Annotated in this window: 1 protein-coding gene; it reads right to left on the bottom strand. The window is 71.5% G+C overall.

Going from position 1 to position 379, the window contains the following annotated elements:
• Positions 1 to 379, bottom strand: a 379-nt coding sequence (locus I0P70_RS21225; protein WP_196121139.1) for an InlB B-repeat-containing protein, incomplete at both ends; no start/stop codon positions are given.

Below are 379 nucleotides of genomic sequence, written 5' to 3'. Positions count from 1 at the left end.
GTCAGGGGGTTGGCCGCGCCGGAGGCGTCGCCGCCCCAGCCGGCGAACCGGTAGCCGGCGGCCGGCGTTGCCGTCAGGCTCACGGCGCTGCCGGCCGTATAGGTCGCGCGGTCTGGGCTCTTTGACACCGCGCCGCCGCCCGTCGTGCTCACAGCCAGGCTGTACTCACTGGCAGGGATTGCCTCGAAGGTGGCCGTGACGGCCTTGTCGCCGTCCATCGTCACAGTCAGGGGGTTGGCCGTGCCGGAGGCGTCGCCGCCCCAGCCGGCGAACCGGTAGCCGGTGGCCGGCGTTGCCGTCAGGCTCACGGCGCTGCCGGCGTCGTAGGTTTCCTGGCTGGGGGTCTTGGCAACAGTGCCGTCGCCTATAGTGTTAATGG

The organism is Pontibacter sp. FD36, assembly GCF_015686655.1.
Taxonomy (GTDB): Bacteria; Bacteroidota; Bacteroidia; order Cytophagales; family Hymenobacteraceae; genus Pontibacter.
Note: the sequence above shows the minus strand (reverse complement) of the source record. Positions and strands in the feature narration are given on the sequence as shown.